The organism is Paenibacillus sp. ClWae2A (assembly GCF_032452295.1).
Classification (GTDB): Bacteria; Bacillota; Bacilli; order Paenibacillales; family Paenibacillaceae; genus Paenibacillus.
The window spans coordinates 17,890-42,341 of the sequence record NZ_JAULSQ010000011.1 but is presented as its reverse complement, the minus strand read 5'-3'; the positions used below and the strand labels follow the sequence as shown (position 1 = coordinate 42,341).

General features: G+C 43.9%; 26 protein-coding genes and 1 tRNA gene. 2 read left to right on the top strand and 25 right to left on the bottom strand.

The features are described 5' to 3' along the window. Window positions 1-51 precede the first annotated feature (51 nt). The 10 genes from QVE09_RS24525 to rpsF all read right to left on the bottom strand — a co-directional run bounded on the left by QVE09_RS24525 (window position 52) and on the right by rpsF (window position 9,578). On the bottom strand, window positions 52-942 hold the full coding sequence (locus QVE09_RS24525; protein WP_315938917.1) for a D-alanyl-D-alanine carboxypeptidase family protein: 891 nt from the start codon (window positions 940-942) through the stop codon (window positions 52-54). 250 nt (window positions 943-1,192) lie between these two features. Beyond that, complete coding sequence (locus tag QVE09_RS24520; protein WP_315938916.1) at window positions 1,193-3,019, bottom strand: oligopeptide ABC transporter substrate-binding protein; 1,827 nt, start codon at window positions 3,017-3,019, stop codon at window positions 1,193-1,195. A gap of 19 nt (window positions 3,020-3,038) precedes the next feature. After that, window positions 3,039-3,944 carry an ABC transporter permease gene (locus QVE09_RS24515; RefSeq protein ID WP_315938915.1) on the bottom strand — a complete coding sequence of 302 codons (906 nt, stop codon included), beginning with the start codon at window positions 3,942-3,944 and terminating at the stop codon, window positions 3,039-3,041. Between the two features lie 29 nt (window positions 3,945-3,973). Further along, the gene (gene opp4B, locus QVE09_RS24510; RefSeq protein ID WP_315938914.1) at window positions 3,974-4,936 is read right to left on the bottom strand and encodes an oligopeptide ABC transporter permease; all 963 of its coding nucleotides are present in this window, start codon (window positions 4,934-4,936) and stop codon (window positions 3,974-3,976) included. A 7-nt stretch (window positions 4,937-4,943) separates the two neighbouring features. Beyond that, the gene (locus QVE09_RS24505) at window positions 4,944-5,876 is read right to left on the bottom strand and encodes an ABC transporter ATP-binding protein (protein ID WP_315938913.1); all 933 of its coding nucleotides are present in this window, start codon (window positions 5,874-5,876) and stop codon (window positions 4,944-4,946) included. Between the two features lie 14 nt (window positions 5,877-5,890). Beyond that, a complete protein-coding gene (locus QVE09_RS24500; protein WP_315938912.1) occupies window positions 5,891-6,880 on the bottom strand; it encodes an ABC transporter ATP-binding protein in 990 nt (329 codons plus the stop codon). A 728-nt stretch (window positions 6,881-7,608) separates the two neighbouring features. Beyond that, the gene (locus QVE09_RS24495) at window positions 7,609-8,202 is read right to left on the bottom strand and encodes a M15 family metallopeptidase (RefSeq protein ID WP_315938911.1); all 594 of its coding nucleotides are present in this window, start codon (window positions 8,200-8,202) and stop codon (window positions 7,609-7,611) included. 219 nt (window positions 8,203-8,421) lie between these two features. Then, a complete protein-coding gene (rpsR, locus tag QVE09_RS24490; protein WP_017691433.1) occupies window positions 8,422-8,694 on the bottom strand; it encodes a 30S ribosomal protein S18 in 273 nt (90 codons plus the stop codon). A gap of 56 nt (window positions 8,695-8,750) precedes the next feature. Further along, window positions 8,751-9,236 (bottom strand): single-stranded DNA-binding protein, encoded by a 486-nt coding sequence (gene ssb / locus QVE09_RS24485; protein WP_017691432.1) that lies wholly within the window; start codon window positions 9,234-9,236, stop codon window positions 8,751-8,753. Between the two features lie 48 nt (window positions 9,237-9,284). Beyond that, entirely contained in the window at window positions 9,285-9,578 is a 294-nt protein-coding gene (gene rpsF, locus QVE09_RS24480; RefSeq protein ID WP_211082861.1) for a 30S ribosomal protein S6, read from the bottom strand. 202 nt (window positions 9,579-9,780) lie between these two features. Between rpsF and QVE09_RS24475 the strand changes: the two genes are divergently transcribed. Continuing rightward, window positions 9,781-9,975: a YjzC family protein gene (locus QVE09_RS24475; RefSeq protein ID WP_036671877.1), complete on the top strand. Its 195-nt coding sequence runs from the start codon at window positions 9,781-9,783 to the stop codon at window positions 9,973-9,975. Window positions 9,976-10,414: 439 nt separating this feature from the next. Here QVE09_RS24475 and QVE09_RS24470 read toward each other — a convergent pair. From QVE09_RS24470 to QVE09_RS24455, 4 genes are all read right to left on the bottom strand, one after another. Beyond that, a tRNA-Ser gene (locus QVE09_RS24470) sits at window positions 10,415-10,505 on the bottom strand. A 103-nt stretch (window positions 10,506-10,608) separates the two neighbouring features. Then, entirely contained in the window at window positions 10,609-10,818 is a 210-nt protein-coding gene (locus QVE09_RS24465) for a DUF951 domain-containing protein (RefSeq protein ID WP_036611950.1), read from the bottom strand. Beyond that, window positions 10,808-11,749 (bottom strand): mechanosensitive ion channel family protein, encoded by a 942-nt coding sequence (locus QVE09_RS24460; RefSeq protein ID WP_397387090.1) that lies wholly within the window; start codon window positions 11,747-11,749, stop codon window positions 10,808-10,810. Before QVE09_RS24460 ends, QVE09_RS24465 begins: the two co-directional genes overlap by 11 nt. A 14-nt stretch (window positions 11,750-11,763) precedes the next feature. Beyond that, a complete protein-coding gene (locus tag QVE09_RS24455; RefSeq protein ID WP_017691427.1) occupies window positions 11,764-12,027 on the bottom strand; it encodes a putative Se/S carrier protein in 264 nt (87 codons plus the stop codon). Between the two features lie 117 nt (window positions 12,028-12,144). Here QVE09_RS24455 and yyaC point away from each other — a divergent pair, with 117 nt between their 5' ends. Continuing rightward, window positions 12,145-12,750 carry a spore protease YyaC gene (gene yyaC, locus QVE09_RS24450; protein ID WP_036611957.1) on the top strand — a complete coding sequence of 202 codons (606 nt, stop codon included), beginning with the start codon at window positions 12,145-12,147 and terminating at the stop codon, window positions 12,748-12,750. On the opposite strand, the gene QVE09_RS24445 is transcribed toward yyaC, so the two are convergent. The 11 genes from QVE09_RS24445 to rnpA form a co-directional block, all read right to left on the bottom strand. Beyond that, entirely contained in the window at window positions 12,725-13,225 is a 501-nt protein-coding gene (locus QVE09_RS24445; protein ID WP_036671879.1) for a DUF4446 family protein, read from the bottom strand. The two genes, yyaC and QVE09_RS24445, sit on opposite strands and share 26 nt — an antisense overlap. A gap of 140 nt (window positions 13,226-13,365) precedes the next feature. Beyond that, window positions 13,366-14,520 (bottom strand): aminotransferase class V-fold PLP-dependent enzyme, encoded by a 1,155-nt coding sequence (locus tag QVE09_RS24440; RefSeq protein WP_315938910.1) that lies wholly within the window; start codon window positions 14,518-14,520, stop codon window positions 13,366-13,368. A 161-nt stretch (window positions 14,521-14,681) separates the two neighbouring features. Beyond that, on the bottom strand, window positions 14,682-15,527 hold the full coding sequence (locus QVE09_RS24435) for a ParB/RepB/Spo0J family partition protein (RefSeq protein ID WP_062836525.1): 846 nt from the start codon (window positions 15,525-15,527) through the stop codon (window positions 14,682-14,684). Continuing rightward, window positions 15,520-16,281, bottom strand: a complete 762-nt coding sequence (locus QVE09_RS24430) for a ParA family protein (protein ID WP_036611966.1) — start codon at window positions 16,279-16,281, stop codon at window positions 15,520-15,522. The genes QVE09_RS24435 and QVE09_RS24430 overlap by 8 nt, the downstream gene beginning before the upstream one ends. A 189-nt stretch (window positions 16,282-16,470) precedes the next feature. Beyond that, window positions 16,471-17,289 carry a nucleoid occlusion protein gene (gene noc / locus QVE09_RS24425; protein ID WP_036611968.1) on the bottom strand — a complete coding sequence of 273 codons (819 nt, stop codon included), beginning with the start codon at window positions 17,287-17,289 and terminating at the stop codon, window positions 16,471-16,473. A gap of 516 nt (window positions 17,290-17,805) precedes the next feature. Further along, the gene (gene rsmG, locus QVE09_RS24420) at window positions 17,806-18,528 is read right to left on the bottom strand and encodes a 16S rRNA (guanine(527)-N(7))-methyltransferase RsmG (RefSeq protein WP_315938909.1); all 723 of its coding nucleotides are present in this window, start codon (window positions 18,526-18,528) and stop codon (window positions 17,806-17,808) included. Next, window positions 18,528-20,417 (bottom strand): tRNA uridine-5-carboxymethylaminomethyl(34) synthesis enzyme MnmG, encoded by a 1,890-nt coding sequence (gene mnmG, locus QVE09_RS24415; RefSeq protein WP_315938908.1) that lies wholly within the window; start codon window positions 20,415-20,417, stop codon window positions 18,528-18,530. The genes rsmG and mnmG overlap by 1 nt, the downstream gene beginning before the upstream one ends. A gap of 222 nt (window positions 20,418-20,639) precedes the next feature. Continuing rightward, window positions 20,640-22,016, bottom strand: a complete 1,377-nt coding sequence (gene mnmE / locus QVE09_RS24410; RefSeq protein ID WP_315938907.1) for a tRNA uridine-5-carboxymethylaminomethyl(34) synthesis GTPase MnmE — start codon at window positions 22,014-22,016, stop codon at window positions 20,640-20,642. Window positions 22,017-22,227: 211 nt separating this feature from the next. Next, complete coding sequence (jag, locus tag QVE09_RS24405) at window positions 22,228-22,929, bottom strand: RNA-binding cell elongation regulator Jag/EloR (protein ID WP_315938906.1); 702 nt, start codon at window positions 22,927-22,929, stop codon at window positions 22,228-22,230. Further along, entirely contained in the window at window positions 22,926-23,804 is an 879-nt protein-coding gene (locus QVE09_RS24400) for a YidC/Oxa1 family membrane protein insertase (RefSeq protein WP_017691416.1), read from the bottom strand. Before QVE09_RS24400 ends, jag begins: the two co-directional genes overlap by 4 nt. 75 nt (window positions 23,805-23,879) lie before the next feature. Further along, window positions 23,880-24,230 carry a ribonuclease P protein component gene (gene rnpA / locus QVE09_RS24395; RefSeq protein WP_017691415.1) on the bottom strand — a complete coding sequence of 117 codons (351 nt, stop codon included), beginning with the start codon at window positions 24,228-24,230 and terminating at the stop codon, window positions 23,880-23,882. Window positions 24,231-24,452: the final 222 nt, after the last annotated feature.

The following is a 24,452-nucleotide window of genomic DNA, read 5'->3' as shown; positions in this document are numbered from 1 at the left end:
CCACAAGTTAACAGCGAGATGGTTCTCCTTGATGATGAACATGTACGCCCTTTATTTTGAACCCGAAAATCCATAGTTGAACAACTTCCGTGTCTCCACAAAACGCCCTTCACGAGTATCTGTTCCAAATACAACTGAAATCAGTCTTTTGCCATCACGTTCAGCTGTCCCCACAAAATGATAGCCGGAATCTTCATCATACCCGGTCTTCAATCCGTCATTTCCATCATAAGCATACGGCCCACCAATGGAGGACAACATCCAATTCGTGTTACTCATGTACATCCCTTTTTGGTGCATCGATACTTGCATTTGACTGGAGATTCTTAAAATCTCGGGATGGTTATTTAGCAGATATCGCGCAAGCTTGCATGCATCTATAGCTGTCATTAGGGTCTGCCCTTGTATTTCCATCGGACGGTGAGGACCAAGCAGCTTTTCACTGAGGCCCGTTGAATTCGTAAATTGTGTATTATCAGACAGCCCAATCTGAGTTGCTTTCTGATTCATTTGTTGCACGAACTTCTGCTCTGTACCACTGATATGTTCAGCCAAAGCGACAGTTGCATCATTGGCTGAATAGACAGCTACGATCTCGAACAACTCCTGAACGGTGAATTGCTCTCCCTGTTTCAGGGTCAGTTGACTGCCCCCTACGGAGCTGGCATACAGACTCACATTCACAAGATCATTCCAGCCTATATCACCATTGATCACGGCCTCCATCACTAGCAGTTCTGTCATCAACTTACTGACGCCTGCCGGAGCAATCTCTTCTGAGCCGTTAAAATCCATTAAGATCTGTTCAGAGTTCATGTCCATTAATACCGCAGATTCAGCTTTAATTCCCGGTTTGCCTACCAGCATGTCCGGTTTCACACCCAAATATATAATAAGCAGCAGAGCCAGCAGCATACCTGCACGTTTCCACCATTTTTTCATAAATTGATCACCTCTTACCTATATAGACGAAACGAAGAGGCATTTTGTCTGCACTTTTTTGAAAAAAAGTTAAATTTTTTTTATTTTTTGGTTACAAAAAAAACATGAACCCCATACACCCATGCCAGAGTGTACAGAATCCATGTTTTGAAAGACACTTTTATTCAATTTCCCAGGAGAATTTTTCATTATAATCTAGCAACCGACTTCTTAAAGGACCCCAATCCTTACAGCTGCTAATTTAAGAATATTACTCAGCTACAACTGCTTTGTCTGCATTAACTTGCAGGTCGCTCAGGTAAACGCCTGTTCCATCACCAATCGCATAGTTCATTACACGTTTGTTAACTGGTGCTACAACTGCACGATACAGTGTAGGGAATACAGGAACTTCATCTACCATGTATTGCTGCCATTGATTGTAGATCTCTTTACGCTTGTCTACATCGAATGCTTCAGCAGAGATACCTTGTGCCAGTAATTTGTCATTCTCTTCGCTGGAGAATCTGGAGAAGTTGTAGAGTGCATCACGGCCGTATAGACCAGATGGATCTACGTCAATACCAACGCCCCATGCTGCTTGATACACATCAATGTTCGGATCATCTTTACCTGTGTTACCTACACGGTCATAGAAGCTGTTGAATTCAACCATTTCCAGGTTTACTTTCAAACCAATAGCTGCCCATGATTGAACATAATAACGTGCCAATGGTTCAGCTGTGTCGCCACCAGTCATGGACACAAAGTTGATTTCGAGTGGTGTTCCATCCGGGTTGGTACGGAACTCACCATCCAGTTTGTAACCAGCCTCGTCGAGCAATGCTTTCGCTGCTTCTGGATCATACTTTACACCCGGATTGTTGGAATCATGGAATTCTGGGTGAGACGGTGGAATCAGGGTTGTTGCGTTCCAACGCAGACCATTATAGAAACGTTTACCTACTTGATCGTTATCTACAGCCATCCACATTGCTTTACGCAAGTTTTTATCGCCCATTTTTGCTTCAGCATTGCTTTTAACTTTTCCGTTCTCTTCATCCCATGTACCCAGTTTAAAACCGATGTACGTATAAGCACGATCGATTGCGCCCAGGAATTCTACGTTGGACAGGTTAGCATTATCTTTGTATTGATCTGTCGGGAATGCATCCACGAGGTCTACACCGCCAGATTTCAGTTCTTGAACAACCGTTGTCGGGTTGATAACTTTCAGAGTCACTTTGTCCAGTTTTGGAGCCCCACGCCAGTAGTCTTCGTTCTTAACATAAGTTACAGACTCACCCGGAGTGATGACATCCACTTTAAATGGACCAAAACCAATTGGTTTTTCACGTACTTCTTTGGAAGAAGACATTTTTGCTACATCCATATCTCCGAAGATATGTTTAGCCAGTGGATACGTCCATACGCCACCTGTCAGCAGGGACGGAGTAGATTCTTTATACGTAATGCTGATTTGTTTGTCGCTCAGCACTTTAATACCAGAGATTGTTTTTGCTTTTCCATCATGATACTCGTCCATACCTACTACACTAGTGAAGTTGGAGTCGTAACGTGGACCATCATAGCCTTTGCTACCGATTACTTCATAAGCAAATTGCAGATCTTCAGCCGTTACCGGCTTGCCATCATGCCAGTTCACATTGTCACGAATGGTCAGTGTGAACGTTTTGCCATCTTCAGATGTCTCATACGTTGCTGCACCATCGTTGGTATATACATAGTCTTTATCCCAAGTCAGCAAGCCTTCGTCGAACCATTGAAGAACCTGTACATCCGGGTTACCGGAATAGAAATTGTAGTTCAGTGTACCTTCAAAAGCAGTATCCGATACAAGTCCGAATGTAATCGATCCACCCTCGATCGCAGTACCCTCATTCGTTTTGACATTGTTGAAGTCATCAATGGAGTAAACGCCCTCTTCATTAGCAGGTTTTTCCTCCGTTTTTCCCTCTTCTGTGTTGGAAGCTGGAGCTGGAGTAGCTGCTTCTTTCTCAGAGCACGCTGCGAGCACCAATACAAAGACCAACATCATCGTGAAAAATAGTCCCCGTGAAAATAATCCCTTTTTCATGAACCTTTCCTCCCTTTTTTTAACCTCTTCTTTGTCTTGCATCAGTCGCACGCTTTAGGGCTTGACCGACATTATTTATACTCAACATCAATACCAGAATCAGTACCGATGCGGGTAGCCATATCCACCATCTGGACTCCAGGGTTTGCGGATTACGTGCATAACTTACAAGTGTTCCAAGACTAGGCGTACTTTCGGGAAATCCAAACCCTAGGAAAGACAGCCCGGATTCGAGGCCAATGTTGGCAGCGAGATTCAATGTCATCGTTACGATGATAATGGAGCTCAGATTCGGAAGAACCTGTGAGAGCATAATCTTCAGATGAGAAGAGCCCAATGTTTTTGAAGCTTTTACATAATCCAGTTCCCGTTCCTGTAATGCTTTGGAGCGAATCAATCTGGCGATACCCATCCAGAGAAATGCCGTCATGATTAGAGAGAACGAGATGATATTGTATTTCGGTACTGCGGTAACAAACGCGATAACAATCATCAACATCGGAAGGATCATGAAGAAATCAACAACACGCATAAACAGGTTGTCTATCATTCCACCGAAATAACCGGATAAAAGGCCAATGAAGATACCTATGAAGCCAGTCATTAACGTTACGATAATTCCAATGGTCAGGGAGTTACGTGTACCGATGACCAGCTGGCCAAATACATCACGACCTCCATAGTCCGTTCCTAACCAATATTTCGCGGATGGTGGTTCATATAAGGCAAACAGATCCACGCGTACGATATCATCCTGATTCAGAATGAGAGACGTGCCATATACTAGCAACATGACCAAGCCCAAGAAAATGAGCGAGATTAGTGCCACCTTATCTCTGACAAGCTCCCTCCATAAAATACTCAAGCTGGAGGGGCTTTTATCAACCTTTTGTGAAGTTACAACTACCTCGTTGGCCTTGCTCATCTTGTTTTCACCCCGAAATCTTCAAGTTCTTACTTGATCCGTATACGTGGATCTACAATTCCTAGAATTATGTCAGACAGCAATGCCCCGAGAATGGAAGCTACGCCATACAACAATACGAGTGCAGTCACAACGCTGAAGTCACGCAATGAGATGGAACTCAGGAACAACTGCCCCATACCTGGATAACTGAATATACTTTCGATAAATACCGTACCTCCGATAAGTCCTGTGATCTCATATCCAAAGAACGCGGCGATAGGTAATAGTGAATTCCTCAAGATATGCCTGTTGTATATCCGGGATTCCGAGGCACCTTTGGCTCTGGCAGTAATAACGAATTCCTTATGCTTGATATCAATGATTTCACTACGCAAATATTGAACGGTAGAAACCGTTGTAATCAATGCCATCGATAGTGCAGGTAATAACAGATGGTAGAACTTGCTCATTACGTAGCTGAATGTACCTGGCGTAAGTCCCGGTGCAACGCTTCCTCCCGTCGGGAACCAGGAGAAGTGGAATCCGAAGATCCATACCATCACCAGTGCAAAGATGAATAATGGTGCGGCAAAGCCCAGGTAGGTGTATCCCGTGATCAACCGATCAGACCAGGTATCGTTGTAACGACCACTGATGATACCCAGTGGAATAGCAATCAGGTAAGTCAGTACAAGTGTTGCCAGTGCGAGCCAGAATGTGTTTGCTACACGCTGACCGATCAGGTCCGTAACCGGCATTTTGAAACGGAAGGATTGTCCAAAATCACCTTGGATGGCGTTTTTGATCCAGTCCCAATATTGCACGTACCAAGGATTATTCAATCCCAGTCTCTCTCGCTGCGCTTCCAATGCTTTGGGATCAACGCTTGGATCAAGCAATCCGGTTAGCGCGTCGCCCGGCATGGCCTTGGCCATCAGAAAGACCAAAAGACTTAGTAAAAAGATCTGAGGGATCATTATGATAATTCTGCGTACTATCGTTTTCCACATATGGCCTTCAACCTTTCTGAGGTAGAGCTACTCGGTGAGTATCGGAAATGGATTTGAGCGAGTATGCAAGCCCTTCCTCATCAAAGAAATTTCGGTATGAATGTTCATACTCGGATTTGACCTGTTGACGGAAGGCTACCATTTCCTCTCGTTTGGTTGGGTCCATATCCGGAATGGCTGCAATGAGACGTTTGGTATAGATGTGTTGCGGATTTTCAAAAATATCATTCGTTGTGCCCTGTTCCACATATCGACCTTTGTACATAATTCCAATCTCATCACACATATGACGGATGATGCCCAGATCGTGACTAATGAACAGGTACGTCAGATTTAATTCTTTTTGAATCTCCTGCATGAAGTTGAGTACCTGAGCCTGTACCGATACATCGAGTGCTGATACAGGTTCATCAGCGATAATTAGCTTCGGCTTCAGTGCAATAGCCCGTGCAATGCCGATCCGTTGACGCTGCCCCCCTGAGAATTCATGCGGATATTTGTAGATTGATTCCGGACTCAGACCAACCTTTTCAAGTAATTCTCTTACTTGTCTTTTCTCCTCGGTAGCTGTCAGACGCTCATAGTTACGAAACGGCTCAGCGATGATATCGATAACCCGCTTCTTGGGATTCAATGATGAATATGGATCTTGAAAGATCATTTGTACATCTCGCTGAAGCTGTCTGTCTTTACGCCGCTCTGTAGCCAAGTTTTTCCCGTTAAACAGGATCTTTCCGTCAGTGATATGGTTTAGCCCAATAATGGCTCTGCCTGTTGTTGTCTTACCTGAACCTGATTCGCCAACCAGACCATAGGTCTGTCCTTGTTCAATGGAGAAGCTAACATCATCAACAGCCTTTACACTGCCAATTTCCCGTTTAAGCAATCCACCGCGAATCGGAAAGTGTATCTTGAGCCCTTCTACTTCGAGTAATGCCATTATGTTATTCCTCCTCAGCTTTGGTCAGGGAAATGAAAGTGCTGGTAACAGGTACACCGTACAAAGTGACCTGGTGCAATTTCATGCATCTGTGGGTTCTCTTCATGAGCCGATTCACTAATCCATGGAATTCGGGCTTTGAATCTGCACCCATTGCGAGGAAGATTTTTGAGTGATGGTACGATACCTTGGATGACATGCAATTTGGCTCTTTCTTCAGACAGGGTGGGAATAGAGTTCAACAGTGAGCGGGTATATGGATGCTTCGCATCGTTCATCAATGTGAAGATATCTGCGATTTCAACAATTTCGCCTGCATACATAACTGCTACGCGATCAGCCATCTCAGCTACGACACCCAAATCATGTGTAATCAGAATAATGCCTGCGTTAATTTCATTCTTCAGATCACGGATCAGCTCCAGGATCTGTAGTTGAATCGTAACGTCAAGCGCCGTCGTTGGTTCATCAGCTATGAGTAGTTCCGGTTTGTTGGCAATCGCAATGGCGATGACAATTCTCTGTCTCATACCACCAGATAATTCGTGGGGATACTGCTTGTATATTTGTTCGGGACGTGGAATCCCTACCTGATTCAATAAGTGAATGACCTTTTCTCTCTTCTCTCTGGAAGACAGCTTGGACTGATGAAGTGTGAGAATCTCTTCAATCTGTTCACCAATAATCATTAGAGGATTTAGTGCGGACAATGGGTCCTGAAAAATCATACCCATTTCTTTGCCGCGTAGCTTGTTTAACTTGCTTGGGGAGATGTTGGCAATATCTTGTCCTTTATAGAGAATCTGGCCTTCGATTTTTGCTTTGTTATGCAAACCCATAAGAGAGAATGCAAAAGCACTTTTACCTGACCCGGATTCACCTACAATCGCCAACACTTCATTTTTCTTCACCTTAAGGTTAACGTGATCCACTGCTGCATAATAGTCATCTTCAATTCTGAATGATGTTGTTAGATTTCTGACTTCCAATAGCTCTGTATTCAAATCAATCACCCTAACCCCATAATTTCCGTAGATTGTATTCGTGTGTAGAGGAATGCATCCACTGTATATTTCCAAGTTCTTGAAGATAACGAACAATAGCTTATACAAAATACCAAATCATTAGGAGAAACAAGTTTAAGAGACTTATATTTAGACCATTGGTCAATTAATGTTGATAATTCCTAGCGGAATTATGCATCAAAATAATTAATGTAATCATACGTGTAATTTTAGCTAACGTCAATGCTTATTTTGAGATTTTTGGTATAAATGTTTTTTATACTACAGATTTGGATATTAGTAATATAATAAAGGCATATAGTAGGGAGTTTGAGAGGTATTATCATGTTTTTGGCTGTGAGGTGTATATAGGCAATTAGTCAAAATAACATATACATAACATAGTAGTTACATCCTAGTGTATGTGTATGTTTTGATTTGAGTAGACATCCTTAATATTACGTGAGGTAAATGTTACATATATGAGTGGTGACTATATCTTGATTTATAGCCGAAATTTATTCAATTGGATCCGTTATGCTGACATTTGAAATAATATGTGCGATCAAAGTAAAAAATCTAGTTAATCTAGTATAGTTTTATTTATTTGCTAATGTAAAGACCAAATTGTCATCTTTTATCATTTATTTTACAAAAGAAAGAAAAAAGCCCTGCAAAATGCAGAGCTTATCTAATATTTATTCATTTAAGTGTATATAAAACAACCTTTACGGAGAATCAGGAGGCCTTTTACCACGTTTTAACTCATTGATATTCAGGCCAAAATCCATCTGCAAGTGAGGATAGTCCGGAAAGTTTGCCCAGTCTCCACCCCACGTGAAACCTAACTCTTTGGCGAGTTCCACAACTTCCATCCAGTCTGCCTTGCCATTTCCGTTATCATCACGTTCCATATCCCACACCACATCACCCCCAGGCGTCCTCAGTGCAAAATCAATTGCTAATCCGTAGTTATGATATGACTCACCACCACGCGCATTAGTAACGATATTGCCCGCGCTTGAGCGTCCTTGGTTGAATAGTGCATCTTGCTCCTCGGAACTTCGGTAGCCGTGGGTGATCACAATCTCTATTCCACGTCTCGCTGCCTTACGTACCAATAATTTCTCATTCTCTGCTACCACAGGATGAAGGCCGGTAATTGGCACAGCTTCTTGGATTGTTGTCCCGGGCCACATGTTATCTATATCATCTTTTTGCTGTAACCACATATATATAATGGAAAGTAAAAGAGTAGCTATAATCCAGGTTTTCAGACTGCTCTTTTTTCTCTGTTTGCCTCTACGTTTTGATGTATTCATATCCACTCCTGGTGTTTATTCTGAAATAAACAGCTATTCATGCTGCCTGAACCTTTTCAGTAGATTAGACTCTATTATAATTCATTTGAGCCGTGAATGCTTCTATCACCATAGTATTGAATTCTTCCATTTGTTAGAGTGAACATGTTACTTCTATTGATATATACAAAAAAGCAGCCGGCTATAAGCCGACTGCTTCGTATGCAAGCTGAGTAAAAACTACTCAGTTGTGTATGGCAATAATGCGATTTGACGGGAGCGTTTGATTGCAATCGTCAGCATGCGTTGATATTTAGCGCTAGTACCTGTTACACGGCGTGGCAAAATTTTTCCACGTTCGCTGATAAATTTACGAAGCAAGTCCGTATCTTTATAATCGATGTGAGTAATTTTGTTAGCTGTGAAGAAGCACACTTTACGACGTTTATTACGGCCGCCACGACGTGCCGGTCTTTTATCGTTGTCTCCGCCTTCTCTTTGCTTGAAGCCCATGCTTTTCAGTCCTTTCCTATCATGCAACCCATATCTCCTAAGAGTATCAGCTCATGTTAAAATGGCAAATCATCATCCGATATATCAATCGGTTTTCCGTCATCGGAAAAAGGATCCTGATTGTTGCTACGCGAATTATTGTTATTGTTCGCGCGTCCGCCGCCTCCATAAGAAGGCTCTTCACGCATTGGTTGCCCACCGCCGCCACCGCTATTATCACGGTTAGCTGACTCCAAGAAACGGACATTATCGGCAATGACTTCGGTCACGTATACACGTTTTCCTTCGTTATTCTCGTAGTTCCGTACTTGAATGCGTCCTTCGACTGCAGCCAGGCGTCCTTTGCGCAAGTAGTTCGCACAGGTCTCGGCAAGCTGTCTCCAGGTTACGACCGGAATGAAATCGGCTTCCTTTTCTCCCCCTTGGCTTGTAAACGGTCTGTCTACTGCCAAAGTAAATTGCGTAACTGCTACTCCTGCTGGAGTGTAACGCAACTCAGGATCCCGGGTTAACCGGCCGATCAGAATGACACGGTTCAACAATGTAATCCCCTCCTTCAGAGCGTATTGGTGCGTTAATCACGAGTTGTCTTAAGCAGACTTAACGTCGTTGGTAATGAGATAACGAATTACTTCGTCAGAAATCTTCATGAGACGCTCAAGTTCAGTTACAACTGCTGGTTCAGCAGTGAAATGTACCAGAACATAAAAACCATCACGGAATTTCTTGATCTCATACGCAAGACGGCGTTTACCCATAACGTCGTGAGCTGTAACTTCACCACCGCCGTTGGAGATGATGCCTTGGAATTTATCGGCTGTAGCTTGAACAACTTCTTGCTCAATGTCAGGACGAATAATGTACATCACTTCATATTTGCGCATAATTTTCACCTCCTTATGGACTCTGGCCCTCAATCTAGGTTGAGAGCAAGGAACGAGCACAAACTCGAACTATATTAATATAACAAATACCGAGTCAAAGTGCAAGCAAACGTTCCCTGTACATATTGGCACATGATCAGCCCGGCTATGGAGCACACTATAGAAGCAACAAAGTAACATAATCTGCAGAGGAGGTTTTATCATGGGTGAAAAAACCGAGTTTGAACCAGGAGACAAAGCCCCAAACGATGGAGAGTACACGGAAGTTGGGGAAAAAAGCTTTGTCACGGAAATTCAGAACCCGAAGCGGGTAACGCTGCAAAAAGGTGAAGCTTTTCCCGAAACAAGCAATCATAATCGCAAGTGGAAGAAGCTGACCAAAGCCCGCGTCCATTAATCGCAATTCTTTTTTACGATCCATGTATATAAAACGGAATAAAGCACATAATACAATCAGGCGGTGCACGAGAGAGGTGTGGTTCCGTTGGACAACGAAGCCGATCATTCGCTGTTGGAGATTCATCACGTAATTTAAGAAGCAAGTGGTTATGTGTTGTAAGGCCCTTCGTCTGAAGCACGCGTATTGCTACGTGCAGTACACCAAGTTTCTGATTGTTACGACCGATTGTTTCCTAACAAACAAATGCACCGCCGGATAAAGAGCCCTTTGGGGCTCTTTATTTTTCGATTTAATTCATTAATGATGCATCTGATATTCATATGTGTTCGATACATATTCGATAAAACGTTATACAAAAAAAGACTTTCCTAATGGAAAGTCTTCTTATCGATCTTTTTATTAAACTCAATGTGTATTGAGTAAGTTACAATTGAAGTGGCGGAAAGGGTGGGATTCGAACCCACGCACGCTGTGACACGCCTAACTGATTTCGAGTCAGCCCCCTTGGGCCTCTTGGGTACCTTTCCGCAGCAATATTGATTATAGCATGATCATTTACAGAACGCAATACTCCTACGGAGCCTACATGTAAACGTTATTACGCGTACTGCATACCGAATTATTGCAAGCTCAGGATTCAGTGGAATCTTCGGCTGAACGCAGTACCTTCTTCATGTTTTTCTCGAATTTTGCTCTTGGAATCAACACGCTATGTTTACATCCGACACACTTGATCCGAATATCCATACCCATTCGAATGATCTCCATCTCATTGCTGCCACAGGGATGCTGCTTCTTCATCTGCACGATATCCCCAAGCTGGAAACTTTTACGCTCCACCTGTGCCATCCCCCTCATCTTTCTCCAAAACTGCTGCCTGTTCCAATGCTGCTTGATGACTCATCTCATGATACTCCAGTGTTTTTTTCACATCGCCTTGAATCTGACGTTCCACAGAAGCACGAGAGTTAGGCATGCATTCAGCTACAATTCGCACCACATACTCAGATGTAGACATCGACTGTATACCGAGCACATCTGGCACCTTCACAATATTTAGATCACGATCTTCAATCCCGACCAAAGACTTCTTCACCAGATGTACCGACTCATCGAGACTTAAGTCCGCCTTCATCGGAATATCCACTACAGCTAGCGAATTCGACATGGAGTAGTTCGTTACACTTGCAATCGCCCCGTTTGGGATAATGTGCACCTCACCCTGCCAGCTGACCAGCTTGGTTGTTCTAAGTCCAATCACCTCAACCGTTCCCTTGTAGGTTCCCGTCTGAATAACATCCCCCACAGCGAACTGATCCTCTAATATAATGAAGAAACCGGTAATAACATCCTTGACCAAACCCTGTGCACCAAAACCAATGGCAAGCCCAAGCACACCGGCACTCGCGAGTAGTGGCCCAACTTGGATATTGATCTCAGATAACAGTAGCAGAATCATAATGAAATTACATGTTATGGAGGTCGCATTTTTCAACAGTTCCCCTACGGTTACGAATCTGCGCGGATTCACGCGAATCTTACCTTCCTGCTTGCGTTCCATGGAACGATCTATAATTCGATATACCACCTTAATGACAATACGGGTGATGATAAAAATAATGATGATCCGGATTGAACTGAACATAATGTTAAGCCACATATCAGGATCTGCAATTTTGTTCCAAACTTTATCCGTCCAACGAAGGGCTTCACCGACGGCCGCTACCGCACCGCCGCCATCATTCCCTTGCGCAAACTGAAATGGCAACATCCATCATGCCTCCTCTACATCGGTATGTTATCATAGCTGTCTTCTGTTTTGAAATAGAGGCCTCGAATCTCTACAAACTCGTTACGAATGATCTTTTGTACTCGCTCCAGATCCTCCTTTGGAAACTGGATACATAGCGCACACCCTGCTGTAATTTCTTTTGGCGTAGGGAACAAATCAATCTCTATCTCGGCAAACTCCAGCAGCATTTCAGCACGCAGTGCCTGCTGGGTTGAATCAAATGCAATCAGCATCCAATCGTTAATCCATTCGTCCATATCCGGCTCCTTTCACCATACGTCCAACCCTAGAGAAAAAGCTTGTCCTCGTGAAGTATAAAACGCTCTACCTTTCCATATACTGTTACTACTATTCCAAGGGAAAGGATAGATCCTATGAATCCTACTTCGCGTTCCTTTTCATCACAAGACATGACCAGTTTGAAAATCCCCCATACCGATCCAGGCATTCACTCGGCCATTACCCATCGTTTAATGTTCCATCTCTATAAAGCCCATTCTCTGCAAAATGTAGTGATCGTCTGCATCGGCACAGATCGCTCAACAGGCGACTGCCTTGGTCCTCTGGTCGGATCAGCCCTTTCCAAGTGGGACAGCCCTTTATTCCATTTATATGGTACCTTGGATGAACCAGTCCATGCGATGAACCTGCAGGATACACTTCACAACATACAGAAAACACACCATAACCCTTATGTGATTGGCATAGATGCCTGTCTTGGACAATCATCCAGTGTAGGATGCATTCAAGTTGTAAATGGTCCACTCAAGCCGGGTGCGGGGGTAAATAAAGAATTGCCGCCGGTCGGCGATATCCATCTGACAGGTATCGTTAACGTCGGCGGCTTTATGGAATACTTTGTTCTACAGAACACACGGCTCAGTCTTGTTATGCGCATGTCCGAGATTATATCCAGCAGTCTGTACTCGGCCATTCGGGAATGGCATACACGTTCTACTCTGCTTGCTGTGCCAGAGTAATAGCTTCCTTTTCCTCTGGGGACAGAGTATACGTGGACTCTCCCCCTTTAAGAGGTTTGGCATACACGTAAGAACCGTCACGGTTATATATCCCCGTAAGGATCATGCCATCCTGGCTATCATTAATCATGGCCATGGAGAAGCTCAGATCACTGCCACGCTCTCCATAAGCATTGTATCTTTTCACGCCAACTTTACCTTGAATGCGGGTCAGCTTTTGCATGACAACTTGCAGCTGATTCGTTTGCAGTTTGTGTTCATCCTCAATGCTGTCCATCTGAATTTTCAGATTAATCAGCAACGATTCCAGGTCCTCTACTCCACTGCCAGCCATCATGGCTTCATATTTACGTTTAAACTTTCGTAACTTTGCCCCTTGAACAATACTCACAATCAGCAAGATCACCGTAAGTAATGCCATTCCGCCAATAATCCATAACAGCTGTTCCAGAATCAGCTCGTTTAATTCAGCCATGTAATTGCAACTACCCCTCTATATTTTTGATCAGATTAACGTCTGTCCTGTAATATTATCATTCATTATAAATCAACCCGATATCCATAAGCTTAATCAAGCAAGCCTATATCAAATGAGTTCATCATTTCAACTCTAATCTAGTCTGCCCCAGTCAATTCCAACACTGCCTTAACGAGTGCTTCCACATGTTTTCTAGATGAATTGTATCCCACACTGGCCCTTACTGCTCCGGTAGCAGTTGTACCAGCAGATTCGTGTGCAAGCGGTGTGCAATGAAAACCGGAGCGAACCGCAATCCCATAATTCCGATCTAATCGGAAGGCGAGTTGTGCCGAATCATACCCTTCCACAGTAAAGGATACTAATCCGGTACGTGGCTGTCCAATCTCTGGACCAAGCATTCGAATACCCTTAACGAATGACAACCCATCCATCATATGTTGGGTCAGTTCCCACTCATGCTGGTAGATGAACGCGGGTGTCATCTCAAGTACATGCTTCACACCCGCATTCAGCCCGGCGATCCCGACTGTATTGGGTGTCCCCGCTTCATACCGATCAGGACGCACCTTTGGCTGCTCAAGAGCTTCTGACTGACTTCCTGTTCCTCCATGAAGTAAAGGCTCTATATCGAGCTCTGGAGCAATGTACAAGCCCCCTGTACCCTGAGGACCAAGCAGTCCCTTATGCCCTGGAAAAGCCAACATATCAATGCCCAATTGTTCTACATTCACAGGCATAACCCCAGCGCTCTGAGCCGCATCTACCAATAAGATCGCCCGATGTTTACGACACAGGAGCGAAATTTCTCCAATAGGAAGAATACTGCCAAGTAGATTGGAACTATGTGTACATACCACCAATCTGGTATTCGAACGAAACATACGTTCCATTTGCATCAGATCAATGGCTCCCGCAGCATTAACAGGTACATAATCAATCTCCACATTTCGGAGTCTTCGCATGTACTCCAGTGGTCGTCTGACTGAGTTATGTTCAGCCATAGTGGCAATCACATGGTCGCCTTCCTTGAGCGAACCTTGAATAGCTAGATTTAGCGCTTCAGTCGTATTTGATCCGAAGGCAATATCATTCGCATTTTTAATGCCAAAAATATTGGATATGGATTTTCTCGCCTCGAACAATACACGGCTTGCCTGAACAGCCATCCGGTGACTTCCTCTGCCAGGATTGGCTCCGGCAATCTCCAATGCACTCAACATTGCATCACCGACAGCAGGTGGTTTGGGCCAAGATGTTGCTGCATGATCTAGATATATAACTCCCTCCACCTCACAACCACCTCTGTCCCATAAATTAATAAATCGCCTGCACATATTGCACATATAACCCTATAAACAAAGAATGACATATCGTTTCTCCATGGTACAGAGGCGATATGTCATGACATGAGTAAGCCCCGCATGTTGTTAATGAATCATAGACCCGACTATTATTGTAACAATTCCAATAGCCGTTCCAGATCCTGTTGACTGTAGTAGTTGAGCTCAATTTTACCTTTATCTTTATTGTGCTTGATTTTCACTGTTGTTTTGAAACGTTCACGAAGAGATTCTTCCAATGTATCAATGAATGGATCTTTCTTTTTTAACTTCGATTTGGCTTTAGCCTCACCTGTTTTGGATCGATCCAATTGTTGAACAGCTTCCTCCAACTCACGTACACTCCATTGCTGATCAATGGTTTGTTTGGCAAGTTGCTTCACCATAACCTCGTCCTTCACACCCACGATCGCACGTGCATGTCCCATAGATAATGTTCCACGTGAAACATGGTCTTTTACTTCTTCGGGTAATGATAACAGACGCAAGAAGTTAGCAATGTGAGAACGTGATTTACCTACTTTTACAGACAACTCTTCCTGAGTCAACGCGAATTGATCCATTAACCCCTGATAAGCAACTGCAACTTCCATGGCGTTCAGATTCTCCCGTTGCAGGTTCTCGATCAACGCAATCTCCATTACCTGCTGATCACTGAAGTTGCGGACTACAGCTGGTACCGTGGCATTACCACAATATTGCGAAGCTCTGAACCGTCGTTCTCCGGCGATAATCTCATAACCTCGTAATACAGGACGAACAATAATGGGTTGTATGACACCATGCTGACGAATGGACTCAGCCAGTTCATGTATTGCGCCCTCATCAAATACTTTACGTGGTTGATAGGGGTTAGCCCGCAGTTGACTAATCGGGATTTCTACGACTTTATCATCGTCATTAATTGAAAGCGAAGGAATGAGGGCATCAAGACCTTTTCCAAGCCGCTTACTCATAAGAAATCACTTCCTTTGCGAGCTCTAAATACACTTCCGCCCCTCTTGACCGAGGGTCATACGTGATAATCGATTGACCATGAGATGGTGCTTCACTAAGCCGTACGTTACGCGGAATAATCGTTTGATATACTTTTTGTTGAAAATACTTTTTCACTTCTTCAATAACCTGTATCCCCAGATTGGTCCGTGCATCAAACATCGTCAGCAATACCCCTTCAATCTGCAGGGAAGTATTCAGATGTTTCTGTACCAGACGAACCGTATTAAGCAACTGGCTTAATCCTTCAAGTGCATAATACTCACACTGAATCGGAATGATCACCGAATCGGAAGCAGTTAACGAATTGATCGTTAACATACCAAGAGATGGTGGACAATCGATCAGTATGTAATCATAGTTTTTTTTCACCATGGCGAGTGATTTTTTCAGGCGAACTTCCCGTGATATCGTGGACACCAATTCGATCTCGGCTCCGGCAAGCTGAATCGTTGCAGGTATGATATGAAGGCCTTCAATCTGAGTCTCCAAAATCGCTTCTTGAGGAGGAACCTCATTAATAATGACATCATATATACAATTAGCCACATCTGCTTTATTGATTCCGACTCCGCTGGTTGTATTCCCCTGAGGGTCAATATCGACAAGCAATACTCTTTTCCCGAGTGAAGCCAGTCCTGCACCCAAGTTAACAGATGTCGTCGTTTTCCCCACACCGCCCTTTTGATTTGCTACGGCCATAATCTTAGACAATTACTTCACCTCAAATAAAATAGGAGTCTTTTCTGTAGGTTGTGAGATATTGTTAACAAAAAGCAGGCGGCTATCGTCCACACAAACAACAACTACCGTTCCATCCATATACCGACCGTTCTTTAAAAATGTCAGACCTAACTTGCTTTATAGACATAAAAAGCGGCCCATTGCCGCCATAAGCTTCAATTATTTGCGTTTTGGAATATGGATAACGATCTCATAATGATCCTCATGGTCTGCTTCTTTGGTTTTGATGTCCAGACCAGAGCCAGTTACCATATCAATGGATTGGCGAATTGTATTAAGTGCGAGCCTTACATCCTTGGTAAAGGAAACACGTCTAGATTTTTTAATCTTGGAAGATTCCTTGTAGAAGGCAACACGTGCCTCTGTCTGTTTCACATTCAATTCTTTTTCGATAATCTCACCGAGCAACTTCATCTGCAGTTCTTCCGTATCCAGAGAAAGTAATGCTCTTGCATGCCGTTCAGAAATTTTGCGTTCCATCAATGCGGCCTTAATGCCGTCCGGGAGCTGTAACAACCGAATTTTATTCGCGATGGTTGATTGGCTTTTACCAAGTCGTTGTGCCAAACTTTCCTGTGTCAATTGATGCAAGTCGATCAGCTTCTGATAAGCGACAGCTTCCTCAATTGAAGTCAATCCTTCACGCTGCAAGTTCTCAATCAGTGCAATGGATGCGGCCTGAGAGTCGTTGAATTCACGCACAATAGCCGGAATCGTATCCAAACCCAATTTTCGAACTGCACGCCAGCGACGTTCCCCGGCAATAATCTCATATGATCCATTTCGCACGCGAACGACAATAGGCTGAATTACACCATGTGTTTTGATCGTCTGCAACAACTCATCAATTTTATCATCATCAAAAATAGTACGGGGTTGATATGGGCTGCTCACAATTTCATTAACCGGAATCTGTTTGATCTCATCTCCGTTATTGCGCTCCGCCAAACCAAACAACTTCGAAAATTGTTCTTTCATTCCGCAGATTACCACCTAGTTTCGTAATAGCTCCCACAGTCTTTGCAGGTGCTTCTTATTCAATAAGCGACCTTTCACATGCATCGTTCTTGGAATAAGTTTTGCCTTTCATAACGCTTTCTGTAATGCAACATCGAACGCATATCCATCTATCTATACATATAATCTATGATCGCTGTGACCCAGGATCGGATACTTCTATTCTATCATCTTTTCTATCATAATCCTATGCTTACCTATTCTTTAAACTCTGCTAATTTTCCTGCTTTTTCTTTGTGAATATTGGAAATATGACGACTTGCACACATTCAATTAATGAAATTGTTCATGAGTTACTGTGCGTAAACTTCATCATTACAGGTTCTTTAAGAGATATGTAATACGAAGTATCTGTAATGTTGATCCATTCCTCCATTTCAGAAAACAAAAAAAAGAGAATGTTTCACGTGAAACATCCTCTTTATCTATGTCTAAAATTCTATTTTGTTTTGACTGACTTTTGAAACTATCAACTAACTATATCAGCGGAGTCTTCATTGGAGTGCCTGGTTTGCGCGGATATTTATATGGTGTTTTATCAAATTTCTGAATCAGAATGATATGACGCTCTGATTCTTCAACTGGCAGCTGGAAAGGATGAACGGCCTTAACCCGTCCTTTCAACTGATTGAAGCTGAACTCCGCTTCCTTCATTTCTTCTCGCGGGTCTCCACCCTTCATCGCAGCGAATAATCCACTTTTACGAACAAACGGAAGACAGAATTCATTCAGAACAGCCAGCTTGGCTACTGCACGCGCCGTAACGAGATCGTAGCTGTCACGATACCCTTCTTTGCGTCCAATCTCTTCAGCACGTCCATGGACCAATTCCACATCAGTCAGGCCAAGGATATCTACCACATGCTGTAGAAAGCCAATACGTTTATTTAATGAATCAATGATCGTAAGCTTAATATGCGGGAAACAGATCTTCAGTGGCAATCCCGGAAAACCCGCTCCTGATCCAATGTCGGCAAGCTTATTCACTTTGGTCATGTCAGTATAAAAAGCCAGCGATACCGAATCATAGAAATGTTTTGTATACACTTGCTCCCTATCCGTTATGCCAGTCAGATTCATCTTTTCATTCCAGGATACCAGCTCCTGATAATACAGTTCGAATTGCTCCAATTGGAGTTCTCCCAGCTCTAATCCATGTTTCTTTAAGCGCCGCTGCAGTTGCTGTTGAATATCGTCCATTATTGTCCCCTTGCTGCGGTTACACGGTTATAATGCTCCAGGTAGACCAGCAGAATGGAGATGTCGGCAGGAGTAACTCCAGCAATACGAGAAGCCTGACCAATCGAGATTGGACGAATCGTAGCGAGCTTCTGTTTGGCTTCCATAGCCAGACCATGAATCTCATCATATACGATGGTGTCCGGAATTTTCTTTTTCTCCATCTTTTGCAAACGTTCCACGTGGATCAATTGTTTCTCAATATAACCCGCATATTTAATTTGTATTTCGACTTGTTCTTTCATATCTGCTGTCAGTTCTACCTCAGATGGTGAGATCTGTTCGATCAGTTCATACCCCAACTCCGGGCGACGCAGCAAGGTAAGCAACGTACTGCCATCCTGAATAGGTGTAGATCCGTACTCTTCCAGCTTCGCATTCACTTCAACCGGGCGAGCTTTAGCCACTTTCAGACGTGCGACTTCCTGCTCGACTTTTACCTTTTTATCCAGGAATTTCGCATACCGATCTTCAGGGATCAGGCCAATGTCATGTCCGATTTCCGTCAAACGCATATCTGCATTATCATGGCGAAGCAACAGACGATATTCAGCGCGTGAGGTCAACAGACGATACGGTTCATTTGTGCCCTTCGTTACCAGATCATCAATCAGCACGCCAATATAACCTTGGGAGCGATCCAGTATTACCGGCTCTTTCCCCTGTACTTTGAGTGCAGCATTGATTCCAGCCATAACACCTTGTCCTGCTGCTTCCTCGTAACCGGAGGTACCATTAATCTGACCCGCCGTAAACAGACCTGGTAGACGTTTAGTTTCCAGTGAAGGCCACAATTGTGTAGGCACCATCGCATCGTATTCTATCGCATAACCATTACGCATCATTTCCACTTTTTCCATACCTGGAATTGAACGTAGCATAGCCAGTTGAACGTCTTCTGGCATACTCGTAGACAATCCCTGTACGTAATACTCGGATGTGTTCTTGCCTTCCGGCTCAAGGAATATCTGATGTTTCGGCTTGTCGCTGAAACGAACAATTTTATCTTCAATGGAAGGGCAATAACGTGGTCCGGTTCCCTCAATAAGACCCGAGAACATCGGAGCACGATGAAGATTATCATTAATAATCTGATGTGTTTCCACAGATGTATACGTCAACCAGCAAGGCAGTTGCTCATTATCGGAAGATTCTGTTTCATAGGAAAAGAACTTCGGCTTGTCATCGCCAGGCTGAATTTCGGTTTTGCTAAAATCAATCGTATCCTTATGCACACGTGGTGGTGTACCCGTTTTGAAACGAACCAGATCAAAGCCCAGTTCACGCAGATTCTCTGACAATTTAAGAGAGGGTTGTTGATTGTTCGGTCCACTCTCATACATCAACTCGCCCATAATTACTTTACCGCGCAAGTATGTGCCTGTTGTCAGAACGACCGCTTTAGCCCGATACTCTGTTCCGGTCTGAGTCACAACGCCTACACATTTTCCGTCTTCAACGATCAGTGAATCAACCATACCCTGACGCATCGTCAGATTACGTTCATTCTCCATCGTTTCCTTCATTTTATGCTGGTAGGAGAATTTATCGGCCTGAGCACGAAGTGCGTGAACAGCAGGCCCTTTACCCGTGTTAAGCATCCGCATCTGAATAAAGGTTTTATCGATATTCCGTCCCATTTCTCCACCAAGTGCATCAATCTCACGGACAACATGTCCTTTAGCCGGTCCCCCAATAGATGGGTTACAAGGCATAAAAGCCACCATATCCAGATTGATCGTAATCATTAGTGTTTTGGACCCCATACGAGCTGCGGCCAGCGCGGATTCCACACCAGCATGTCCTGCACCAACGACGATTACATCATAACTGCCGCCATCAAAAGCCATTCCCGTTTACCTCCTTATTCCGCTGCATTTGGTGTAACCTACACAGGCGGATCATGTTCTACAATAATGAAACTACTTCTAACCGTTCATCGGAACTTGCATTTTTATCTATATAAAACCAACACGTAATGGCTACAATATCATTCCATTCTTTGACAACAGGCAGAAATTGTACCTCTCCATCATACACTACGATTTAAGTCAATCGGCAGTATATTATTTTTACTTTCCTAGACAGAACTGGGAGAAAATCTGATCAATTAATGCATCATGTGCCGTATCTCCAACAATCTCGCCCAAATGCTCCCACGCCAAACGAACATCAATCTGAATCATATCGATCGGAATGAACTGCTCTGCTGCTTCATAGGCATCAACCAGGGACTGCTTCGCTTTTTTGAGCAAAGCAATATGACGCACATTACTGACATAGGTCAGATCTGCGGACTCCAGTTTACCACTGAAGAATAGCGTAGAGATGGCATCTTCCAGTCGATCCACACCCAGATCATCTTTCACCGACATCGGTACAAGCCGTTCTTCCGGAATGTAACGAAGCAACACGTCACGTTCTACCTGTGGCGTTAAGTCCATTTTATTCATAATGATTATCGATTGTCTACCGCGGATTTGTTCCAATAATTCAATCTCATCGGGATGAAGTGGCTCAGCAGCATTCACAACCATTAAGATCAGATCAGCTTCACTTACCGCAGAACGAGAACGTTCTACCCCGATCTTTTCTACAACGTCCATCGTTTCCCGAATTCCTGCCGTATCAAGCAACTTGAGCGGGATATTATTAATCGTAATAAACTCTTCAATTACATCACGAGTTGTTCCTGGAATGTCCGTGACGATGGCTCGATTGTCTTGAGCGAGTGTATTCATCAATGAGGATTTACCCACGTTAGGTCTTCCAACGATAGCCGTCGTGATGCCTTCTCGCAGGATCTTTCCTTGTTCTGCTGTAGTCAGCAATTTATCAATTTCAGTCATGACCTGACTGGACTTTTCTTTAATAAAATCAGACGTTAACGACTCCACATCATGCTCGGGATAATCGATATTTACTTCAATATGAGCCAGTGTTTCCACCAATGTATATCGTAGATCACGCAGTTTGGAAGACAGTTTGCCTTCAACCTGTTTCAATGCAACCGAGAAAGCCCTGTCCGATTTGGAGCGAATAAGATCCATGACACCTTCAGCCTGAGACAGGTCAATCCGCCCATTAAGGAAAGCACGTTTCGTGAACTCACCGGGTTCAGCCAGACGAATATCAAGCTGCAACAACAGGTCCATGACCCGTTTTACAGACACTACACCACCATGCGCACTGATCTCCACCACATCTTCTGTTGTGAACGACCGAGGTGCTCTCATGACTGTTACCAGCACTTCCTCGATCTTCTCGCCACTCGCCGGATCTATGATATGACCATAATGAACCGTATGGGATGCTGCCTGAGTTAAAGGGGTTTTGCTGCGAAAAATCTTTTCCGTCTCCGACACTGCATCCGGGCCGCTGACCCGGATCACGGCGATACCCGCCTCTCCAACAGCCGTTGATATCGCTGTGATCGTATCACTGATCATGGTTATCTCTCCTTGCTCTATTTTAAAATTGCCGCCCCTCAGGGGACGCCATATCCATTTTCAAATCTATTAATGATATAACATATGACATGCCACTTATCGTATTAAGTTCACTCTTTACTTGTTCTACGCACCTTATCAAATTGCTTCTGTACGAAAAAAGCAATGGCTTCTGCACCGGGCAGGAAGCCATTGCGTCTTCAATTTCGTGTTATTTTGTCGTAATGACCACACGCCGATTAGGCTCTTCGCCCTTACTTAACGTCTTAATCTGCGGGTGATTTTGCAGTTTTGCATGGATGACTTTTCGTTCGAGCGGAGGCATTGGTTCCAGTACAACTTCCTTACCGGTACGTATTGCTTGTCCAGCCAACCGTTCAGCCAGATCCTCCAGCGTTTTCCGCCGACGTTGACGGAAATTCTCAGCGTCGAGCACAATTCGAACGAAGCTTTCAGAATATCGGTTCGCTACAATGTTCGTTAGATACTGGAGCGCATCCAGCGTCTGTCCACGTCTACCAATAATCATGCCCAGATCTTCACCGGCAATATTGAAGATATGTCCATCCCGCTGTTTTTTGATATGCACCTCAACATCCAGTCCCATACCTGCTGCGACCTCTTTCAAGAAAGCAGCCGCTTCTTCATAGGGATTTTTAGCTGCAACATCCTCAAGTAATGCATCTACTTCAGGTTTGTATGCAGCTGGCTTGATCGGCTGTGGAACGACTTCCGGTGCAGCCAATAATTTCACTTCAACTTTGGCCGCCCTCACCCCGAACAAACCCAGGAATCCTTTTGACGGCTGCTCTAACACTTGTATCTCGACCTTGTCCCGACTTACGCCAAGCTCGGTCAATCCTTGGTTTACAGCATCTTCAACGGTTTTTCCTGACGTAATGACTTTGGTCATTTCGATTTTTTGGCCCCTTTCGACCCTTTTCCAGAGACGGTCGCTTTGCCACCGTTTTTGCGTTTAGCTCCATTTTTGGAAGAGCTATTCTGCTTCACGTTGACCTCAGCCACGATTTTATCATTATTCCGGTAAAGGAAATAGTTTTGCACGATCGTGTAGATGTTACTGTAGAACCAGTACAGCGGAAGTGCTGACGGGAACTGGTAGGACATCACGAAGATCAAGATAGGGTAAACCCACAGCATGAACTGCATCGGTCCCACTTGCTGTGCAGGGTTCATACGCATCATCATCCATGTTTGAATGAATGTTGTGATGGCAGCCAGCACTGGCAAAATAAACAGGTGATCGGGTGATCCGAGCTGGAGCCACAAGAAATCATGCGTTCTCAGACTGGAGTTTCCGTAAATTGAGTTATAAAGTGCGATGTAAATCGGCATCTGAATGATAAGTGGCAGACAACCGGCCATCGGATTAACTTTGTTCTCCTGGAACAACTTCATCGTTTCTTGCTGAACTTTCTCAGGTGTATCTTTAAACTTGGCTTGAATCTCCTTCAGCTGCGGCTGAATCGCCTGCATAGCTTTGGAGCTACGGACTTGTTTCATTGTTAATGGTAAAATCAATGTCCGTACAATAAGCACCATCACAAGGACGGCCAGTCCATATTCACCGTTGAACCAGTTGGCGAATGTATCGAGCGCCAGTGAGAACCAGTAAATAACATTAGCTTGCCAAAAAGAATCACTATTCTTCAGATCTTCCGTAGTAACCCCGGCTCCTTGTGGAGTACATCCGGCGAGTACAGTGACCATTGCAATGACTGCAATGAGGAGAATCCACTTCCCCTTTGATGTCTTCAATCGCGACACTTCATAACCCCTCTCTTAACCATTCCATTCCATCGTAAAATCATACCATAATTAGGAGGACAAATAAACCGAAGCTTACCGCTTGCCCGACTTCAAAAGAGAGCCCTTACGCATCGCATGTAGCAGGCTTTTTTCCATTTCCTTATAGGGCATGTCCAGTGCACCTTTTCTGACGATAAAAATCAGATCCATCTGCGTGACGATCTCATGCTCATGATGACGAACAATTTCCTTGATCATGCGTCTCATCCGGTTGCGTACGACAGCGTTTCCGATTTTCTTGCTGCATGATACGCCGACCCGAAATTGTTCCGTATCTTTACGGCGACAGCCATACACCACGAATTGATGATTGGCAAACGATTTCCCATACCGGTATACGCGGCTAAAGTCCGCCCGGTTTCGTAGACGCAGTCTTTTATACACGGCGCTTCTCCTTGCTGTTCTCCACCAATGTTATTGACGGAGGCCTCATTACTGATTTAGTATAGGCTTTCTTGAATGACGGTAAACCGTCTTGGTGACAACTTCATTTGGGATGATTGTTAATCAGCTACTTGAACTGATCCGCATTCATCCGGGATGAATGTTGATTGGCCATTTAAACCTATCAACGATTCATCATTATATAAGGTAAGTTTTCGACAA

What these genes read in the sequence shown, in the direction of transcription:
- QVE09_RS24460 (WP_397387090.1), bottom strand. Translation starts at nt 11,749, where the DNA reads ATGTTGCCATTTCAGTTTGCGCAAGGGAATGATGGCGGCGGTGCGGTA.
- QVE09_RS24505 (WP_315938913.1), bottom strand. Translation starts at nt 5,876, where the DNA reads ATGGCATTACTCGAAGTAGAAGGGCTCAAGATACACTTTCCGATTCGC.
- mnmE (WP_315938907.1), bottom strand. Translation starts at nt 22,016, where the DNA reads ATGATCAGTGATACGATCACAGCGATATCAACGGCTGTTGGAGAGGCG.
- QVE09_RS24495 (WP_315938911.1), bottom strand. Translation starts at nt 8,202, where the DNA reads ATGAATACATCAAAACGTAGAGGCAAACAGAGAAAAAAGAGCAGTCTG.
- rsmG (WP_315938909.1), bottom strand. Translation starts at nt 18,528, where the DNA reads ATGGACGATATTCAACAGCAACTGCAGCGGCGCTTAAAGAAACATGGA.
- mnmG (WP_315938908.1), bottom strand. Translation starts at nt 20,417, where the DNA reads ATGGCTTTTGATGGCGGCAGTTATGATGTAATCGTCGTTGGTGCAGGA.
- rpsF (WP_211082861.1), bottom strand. Translation starts at nt 9,578, where the DNA reads ATGCGCAAATATGAAGTGATGTACATTATTCGTCCTGACATTGAGCAA.
- noc (WP_036611968.1), bottom strand. Translation starts at nt 17,289, where the DNA reads ATGAAAGAACAATTTTCGAAGTTGTTTGGTTTGGCGGAGCGCAATAAC.
- QVE09_RS24525 (WP_315938917.1), bottom strand. Translation starts at nt 942, where the DNA reads ATGAAAAAATGGTGGAAACGTGCAGGTATGCTGCTGGCTCTGCTGCTT.
- opp4B (WP_315938914.1), bottom strand. Translation starts at nt 4,936, where the DNA reads ATGTGGAAAACGATAGTACGCAGAATTATCATAATGATCCCTCAGATC.
- QVE09_RS24475 (WP_036671877.1), top strand. Translation starts at nt 9,781, where the DNA reads ATGGGTGAAAAAACCGAGTTTGAACCAGGAGACAAAGCCCCAAACGAT.
- yyaC (WP_036611957.1), top strand. Translation starts at nt 12,145, where the DNA reads ATGAATCCTACTTCGCGTTCCTTTTCATCACAAGACATGACCAGTTTG.
- QVE09_RS24515 (WP_315938915.1), bottom strand. Translation starts at nt 3,944, where the DNA reads ATGAGCAAGGCCAACGAGGTAGTTGTAACTTCACAAAAGGTTGATAAA.
- QVE09_RS24520 (WP_315938916.1), bottom strand. Translation starts at nt 3,019, where the DNA reads ATGAAAAAGGGATTATTTTCACGGGGACTATTTTTCACGATGATGTTG.
- rpsR (WP_017691433.1), bottom strand. Translation starts at nt 8,694, where the DNA reads ATGGGCTTCAAGCAAAGAGAAGGCGGAGACAACGATAAAAGACCGGCA.
- QVE09_RS24445 (WP_036671879.1), bottom strand. Translation starts at nt 13,225, where the DNA reads ATGGCTGAATTAAACGAGCTGATTCTGGAACAGCTGTTATGGATTATT.
- QVE09_RS24435 (WP_062836525.1), bottom strand. Translation starts at nt 15,527, where the DNA reads ATGAGTAAGCGGCTTGGAAAAGGTCTTGATGCCCTCATTCCTTCGCTT.
- QVE09_RS24455 (WP_017691427.1), bottom strand. Translation starts at nt 12,027, where the DNA reads ATGGACGAATGGATTAACGATTGGATGCTGATTGCATTTGATTCAACC.
- jag (WP_315938906.1), bottom strand. Translation starts at nt 22,929, where the DNA reads ATGACCAAAGTCATTACGTCAGGAAAAACCGTTGAAGATGCTGTAAAC.